Raw genomic sequence first — 6,149 nt, forward strand, 5'->3', positions numbered from 1 at the left:
GGTCGCGCGGCTCACCGCCGCCGCGCGCTGACCGGCGATGGCGCGGCGCCTCGCTCCCGAAGAAAACGCGCTGTGGAAACGGGTCGCGGCCACGGTGAAGCCGCTCCACCGCGCGCCGTCGCCACTCGAACCGGCGGCGCCGCCGACGGTGCGGCCACCCAAGCCGGAGCCGCGCGGCCTCGCCGTTGCCGCCGCGGCGCGGGCCCGGCCCGCTGCGCTCCCCCCGCCGCGCCGTACCCATGGGCAGGCGACGCTCGACAGCCATTGGGACCGGCGGCTGCGCAAGGGGCACGTCCGCCCCGACCTCAGCATCGATCTCCACGGCCACAGCCTTGCCTCGGCGCAGGCGCTGCTCGACGATGCGATCGGGCGGGCGCTGCTGCGCGGCGCGCGCGTGCTGCTCGTCGTCGCGGGGCGCCTGCGGCCGGGCGCCGACCGCTTGCCGCAGCCGCACGAGCCGCGCCCGCGCGGCGCAATCCGCGCTTCGCTTGCCGACTGGCTTGCGGTGTCGCCCCATGCCGACCGCATCGTCGCGCTGCGCCCCGCGCACATCAGCCATGGCGGCGCGGGCGCGGTCTATGTCATCCTGCGGCGCAGCCGCGAGGATTAGGCGTCAGCGAAAGGCGCGGTCCAATATGCCGCGATAGATGGCGGTCAGCGTGTGCAGGTCTTCGACCGCGACCGCCTCGTCGAGCTTGTGCATCGTCGCATTGGTCAGCCCGAATTCGACCACCGGGCACAGCGCGTGGAGGAAGCGCGCGTCAGAGGTGCCGCCGGTCGTCGACATGTCGGCTTCGATGCCCGTCTCGGCCCGGATCGCCTCGGCGACGAGCGACGACAGCGCGCCCGGCGGGGTCAGAAAGGCCTCGCCCGAAATCTTGCCGATCACCTTGGCCGCGGGCTCGACATCCTGCGCGATGCGCTCGACCATCGCGACCAGATCGGCGCCCTTCTGCTGGTCGTTGAAGCGGATCGACAGCCGCGCGCGCGCCGATGCCGGAATCACGTTGGTCGCGCCATTGCCGACCTCGAGGTCGGTGAACTCGATGTTCGACGGCTGGAACCAGGCGGTCCCCTCGTCGAGCGTCACCGTGTCGATCGCCGCCAGGATGCGCACCAGCTTGGGGATCGGATTGTCGGCCAGGTGCGGATAGGCGACATGGCCCTGCGTCCCCGGCACGTCGATCCAGATATTGACCGATCCGCGCCGGCCAATCTTCACCATGTCGCCAAGCCGGTTCACCGATGTCGGTTCGCCGACGACGATCATGTCGGGCTTCACCCCGCGCGCATCCATATGCTCCATCAGCGCGCGGGTGCCGAAGATCGCCGGGCCTTCCTCGTCGCCGGTGATGATCAGGCTGATCGTCCCCGCGTCGGCGGGGGTTGCCGCCGCCGCGGCGACGAAGGCGGCGATCGAACCCTTCATGTCGACCGCGCCGCGGCCGTAGAGCAGATCGCCGCGAATTTCGGGTGCGAAAGCATCGCCGGTCCAGCCGACGCCCGGGGGTACGACGTCGAGATGCCCGGCAAAGCCGAAATGCACCGGGCCGCTGCCCGCCCGTACCGCGAGCAGATTTTCGACCGGCCCGTCGGGTTCGATCCCGTCGATGAAGCGCTCGACCGTGAAACCGAGCGGGGCGAGCGCGGCTTCCAGCACGTCGAAGACGGCGCCGGTCGCGGGCGTGACGCTCGGCGCGGCGATCAGCGCCCGGGCAAGGTCGACGGGGTCGATGGTCATGGTCATGAGCGTCCTTTATCCGTTCGTGTCGAGCGAAGTCGAGACACCATTCGTCCGTGCGCTGCGCCGAGGGGCATCTCGACTTCGCTCGATGCGAACGGCAAAAGGGAGATCGGAGGACCGCCATGCCCAAGCTCGATCTCGACACCATCCCGCAGACGAACGCCACCGGCTATCCCGCCCCCTATGACGCGCCGGTGCAGGGGCGCTGGTACCGCCGCCTCGCGCCGGCCACCGGCCTTGCCGATTTCGCCGCGAGCCATGTCGTGCTGAAACCCGGCGCCTGGTCGTCGCAGCGCCACTGGCACGACGGCGAGGACGAGATGCTGGTGATGATTTCGGGCGAAGCCACGCTCGTCGAGGACGCGGGGCGCTGGCCGATGCGCGCGGGCGACATTGCGGTATGGCCGAAGGGCAGCACCAACGGCCATCATCTGGTCAATGAATCGGGCGCCGACTGCGTCTTCGTCGCCTTGGGCGGCGGCAAGCTGCACGATACCGGCGGCGGCTATTCGGACATCGACATGCTATTCACGCCCGACGGCTATTTCCACAAGGACGGCACGCCCTATCCGACGAAACGCCTGCCGTGACCGACGCCGACTGGATCGGCTTTGCGCTGGCGGTGCTGCTGATCGAACTGACACCGGGCCCGAACATGGCGTGGCTCGCCGCGCTGGCGATGGGCGAGGGGCGCCGCGCCGGGCTCGCCGCGACCGCCGGGGTGGCGATCGGCCTGTTCGTCAACGCGCTCGCCGCCGCGCTCGGGATCGCTTTCATCGTGTCGGCCAGTCCGCTGTTGTGGCAGGTCTTGCGCTGGGGCGGTGCCGCCTTCCTGCTTTGGCTTGCCTGGGAAAGCTGGCGCGACGCCGGCGAAAATTCGCCGGCGCTGATCGCCGCGCCCGGCCGGTCGCGGCACCATTTCCTGTCGGGGCTGGTGGTCAATCTGCTCAATCCCAAGGCGATGCTCTTTTACGTCGTCGTCATCCCGCGCTTCAATGGCGGGCAGGTGCCGGGCTTCGGCCTCGCCTTCGCGCTCGCGCTCGTCAGCATCGCGATCGCGACCGCGGTGCATCTGACCATTGTCGTGGCGGGGAGCCGGGTCGGCGGCTGGATTTCCGACCCGGCGCGCACCCGCACCGTTCGCCGCATCCTCGCGCTCGCGATCGTCGGGGTGGCGATATGGTTTGCGCTGACCGCAGGTCGCTGACCGCCAGAATTGCGCCGAAAGTGCGCCCTCGCCAACGGTTCGCCGCACAATCTGCTCATATGGACGGCGCGATCGATCAACGGCCTTGCCGGACGATTTCAGGTGCAGAAAAGGGCGGCGGGAACTCGCGGGGGCGGCTCGGAATGAAGGAGTAGCGTAATGCGTGCAGTTTCCATGAAATCGAAGCGATTGTTGTTGCTGGCGATGCTTGCCGGCTCGGTCAGCACCGCGGTGGCGGTGCAGGCGCAGGATGCGCCCGAAAGCGACGGATCCTTGCTCGTAACCGGTGCCGCGCCGCCCGATATGGCGCAGATGGCCGAAGGCCCGAAGGTCGAAGGCATCATCTCGGCGCGCAGCGGCGACCGGATGCAGGTGACGACCGCCGACGGCAGCAACACCGTGATCACCATCGCCGATGCCACGACGATCAAGTCGAGCGGCGGCTTTCTGGGCCTGAACCGCGACAAGCTTGGTGCCGAAGCGCTGCTCAACGGCCTTCCCGTGTCGGTCGAGACGCGCCAGTGGGACGGCGGGCTGGTCGCCAGCCAGATCGATCTCAAGAGCAAGGATCTGCGCACCGCCTCGATGATCCGCAACGGGACCGATCAGCGGTTCGCCGAACAGACCGCGGCCACCGAAGCGCTGCGCGGCCGGATGGGCGACATCGACCAGTATAATGTGAAAGCCACCACGACTGTGAATTTCGACACCGGCCAGTCGGTCCTGTCGCCGCAGGCGAAATCCGATCTGTGCGCCGTGGCGCAGCAGGCGGAAAGCATGGACAATGCCCTGCTGCTCGTCGTCGGCTACACCGATTCGACCGGCAGCGAGGAACTCAATCAGCAGCTCAGCGAAAAGCGCGCCGGGCGCGTGGTGAATTATCTGCAGCAGGCGTGCGGCTGGAAGCCCTATCGCATGCTCACGCCGACCGGAATGGCCGAAGCCGATCCGGCAGCGAGCAACGACACGGTCGAAGGCAAGGCGCAGAATCGCCGCGTGGCCGTGAATATCCTCGTCAGCAAGGGGCTCGACGGCCTCTAAGCCACGCGCGTACGGGGCGGGTTCACGCCCGCCCCGCCTCATCGGCGGGCGCGAAGGGGTTGCCGCGGCGCAGCGTCGGCGCCACATCTCGCGCATGTCGCTTCCCGCTCCCTTCGCCGGCTGGTTCGCGCACCGCGGGTGGCGGCTGCGGCGGCACCAGGCCGACATGCTCGCGGCGGCGCAGCGCGGCGAAAGCGCGTTGCTCGTGGCGGCGACCGGCGCCGGCAAGACATTGGCCGGCTTTCTCCCCAGTCTGATCGACCTTGCGGCCAACCCGTCCGACCGGTTGCACACCCTCTATGTCTCGCCGCTCAAGGCGCTGGCCGCCGATGTCGAGCGCAATCTGCTCGGCCCGATCGCCGACATGGATCTCGACATCAGCGTCGAAAGCCGGAGCGGCGATACCAGTTCGGACAAAAAGGCGCGCCAGCGCAGTCGGCCGCCCAATATCCTGCTGACCACCCCCGAATCGCTGTCGCTGCTGCTGTCCTATCCCGACAGCTTCGCGATGTTCGCCGATCTGAAGACGGTGGTCATCGACGAAATCCACGCCTTCGCGACCGGCAAGCGCGGCGATCTGCTCAGCCTCGCGCTCGCGCGCCTCGAACGCATTGCGCCGGGGCTGCGGCGCGTCGGCCTGTCGGCGACGATTGCCGATGCGGACGCCTATCGCGCCTGGCTCGCGCCCGAGGGCGATGCGACGCGCGTGACGCTGGTCGAGGGCGAGCGCGGCGCCGATCCCGACATTGCGATCCTGCTGCCTGAGGGGGCGGTGCCGTGGGCGGGGCATTCGGGACGCTATGCGGTGCATCAGGTGATGGCCGAAATCGCGAAGAACCGCACGACGATCATCTTCTGCAACACGCGCGGGCTGGCCGAGCTGATTTTCCAGGAATTGTGGAAGGTCAACGACCTGTCGTTGCCGATCGCGATCCATCACGGCAGCCTCGACCGCGAGGCGCGCCAGCGCGCCGAAAACGCCATGGCCGAGGGGCGATTGCGGGCGCTCGTCGCGACCTCCAGCCTCGATCTCGGGCTCGACTGGGGCGATGTCGACTGCGTGATCCAGATGGGGGCGCCCAAGGGTTCGTCGCGGCTGCTCCAGCGTATCGGTCGCGCCAACCACCGGCTCGACGAACCGAGCCGGGCGCTGATCGTGCCGGGCAATCGCTTCGAATATCTCGAGGCGCGCGCCGCACTCGACGCGGTCGAGGCGGGCGAGCGCGATGCCGATCGCTTCCGTCCCGGCGCGCTCGACGTGCTGGCCCAGCATGTCATGGCCCTCGCGTGCGCCGCACCCTTCCGCGAGGAAGATCTGCTTGCCGAAATCCGCGGTGCGCAGCCGTATCGCTGGATCGACGCCGCGCTCTTTGCGCGCCTGCTCGGCTTCGTTCGCGACGGCGGATATGCGCTCAAAAGCTATGATCGCTTCCGCCGCCTCGCGCCCGACGGGCAGGGCGGCTGGCGCATCGCGCACCCCCGGCTCGCGGCGCAGCACCGGCTCAACGCCGGGATCATCGTCGATGCCCCGACGCTCGACGTGCGCTTCAAGAACGGGCGGCGCCTCGGCAGTGTCGAGGAATATTTCGCGAGCACGCTGACCGCGGGCGACACCTTTGCCTTCGCCGGCCTCAGCCTCGAGGTCGAGACGATCCGCGACACCGACCTCATCGTGCGCGCAACGACGCGTCCGGCACGTATTCCCTCCTATGTCGGGGCGCGGATGGCGCTGTCGACGCGGCTCGCCGACCGGGTGCGCGCCTTCCTGGCCGATCCGGCGAGCTGGCGGCGCTTTCCAGAGGATGTGCGCTTCTGGCTCGAGATGCAGGCGCTGCGCTCGGTGCTGCCGCGCCCCGGCGAGCTGCTCGTCGAAACCTTCCCGCACGAGGGCGCGCATTATCTTGTCTGCTATCCGTTCGAGGGGTGGAACGCCCACCAGTCGCTCGGCATGCTGCTGTCGAAACGGATGGAGCGCGCGGGGCTCCAGCCGCTCGGCTTCGTCGCTTCCGACTATGCGCTCGCGCTCTGGTCGCTGAAGCCGGTCGCGCATCCCGAGGCGCTGTTCGACGCGACCATATTGGAAGGCGAGTTCGTCGAATGGGTCGAAAATTCGCACCTCCTGAAGCGCGCCTTCCGCGAGGTTGCGGTGATCGGGGG

Annotated in this window: 6 protein-coding genes; 5 read left to right on the plus strand and 1 reads right to left on the minus strand. The window is 68.8% G+C overall.

The window, feature by feature from the left end:
* Window positions 1-37 precede the first annotated feature (37 nt).
* Complete coding sequence (locus ABS88_RS22810) at window positions 38-610, plus strand: Smr/MutS family protein (protein WP_217372791.1); 573 nt, start codon at window positions 38-40, stop codon at window positions 608-610.
* Window positions 611-613: 3 nt separating this feature from the next.
* Here ABS88_RS22810 and dapE read toward each other — a convergent pair whose 3' ends face one another.
* Window positions 614-1,747 carry a succinyl-diaminopimelate desuccinylase gene (gene dapE / locus ABS88_RS22815; RefSeq protein WP_286750680.1) on the minus strand — a complete coding sequence of 378 codons (1,134 nt, stop codon included), beginning with the start codon at window positions 1,745-1,747 and terminating at the stop codon, window positions 614-616.
* Between the two features lie 119 nt (window positions 1,748-1,866).
* On the opposite strand from dapE, the gene ABS88_RS22820 reads away from it, so the two are divergent.
* The 4 genes from ABS88_RS22820 to ABS88_RS22835 all read left to right on the plus strand — a co-directional run.
* The gene (locus ABS88_RS22820; RefSeq protein ID WP_286750681.1) at window positions 1,867-2,334 is read left to right on the plus strand and encodes a cupin domain-containing protein; all 468 of its coding nucleotides are present in this window, start codon (window positions 1,867-1,869) and stop codon (window positions 2,332-2,334) included.
* Window positions 2,331-2,951: a LysE family translocator gene (locus ABS88_RS22825; protein ID WP_217372788.1), complete on the plus strand. Its 621-nt coding sequence runs from the start codon at window positions 2,331-2,333 to the stop codon at window positions 2,949-2,951. Before ABS88_RS22820 ends, ABS88_RS22825 begins: the two co-directional genes overlap by 4 nt.
* Window positions 2,952-3,110: 159 nt before the next feature.
* Window positions 3,111-3,992: an OmpA family protein gene (locus tag ABS88_RS22830; RefSeq protein WP_003041644.1), complete on the plus strand. Its 882-nt coding sequence runs from the start codon at window positions 3,111-3,113 to the stop codon at window positions 3,990-3,992.
* A gap of 94 nt (window positions 3,993-4,086) precedes the next feature.
* A partial coding sequence (locus ABS88_RS22835) for a ligase-associated DNA damage response DEXH box helicase (protein ID WP_286750682.1) occupies window positions 4,087-6,149 on the plus strand: 2,063 nt, incomplete at its 3' end.

The sequence above is a fragment of the Sphingopyxis sp. SCN 67-31 genome (assembly GCF_001725095.1).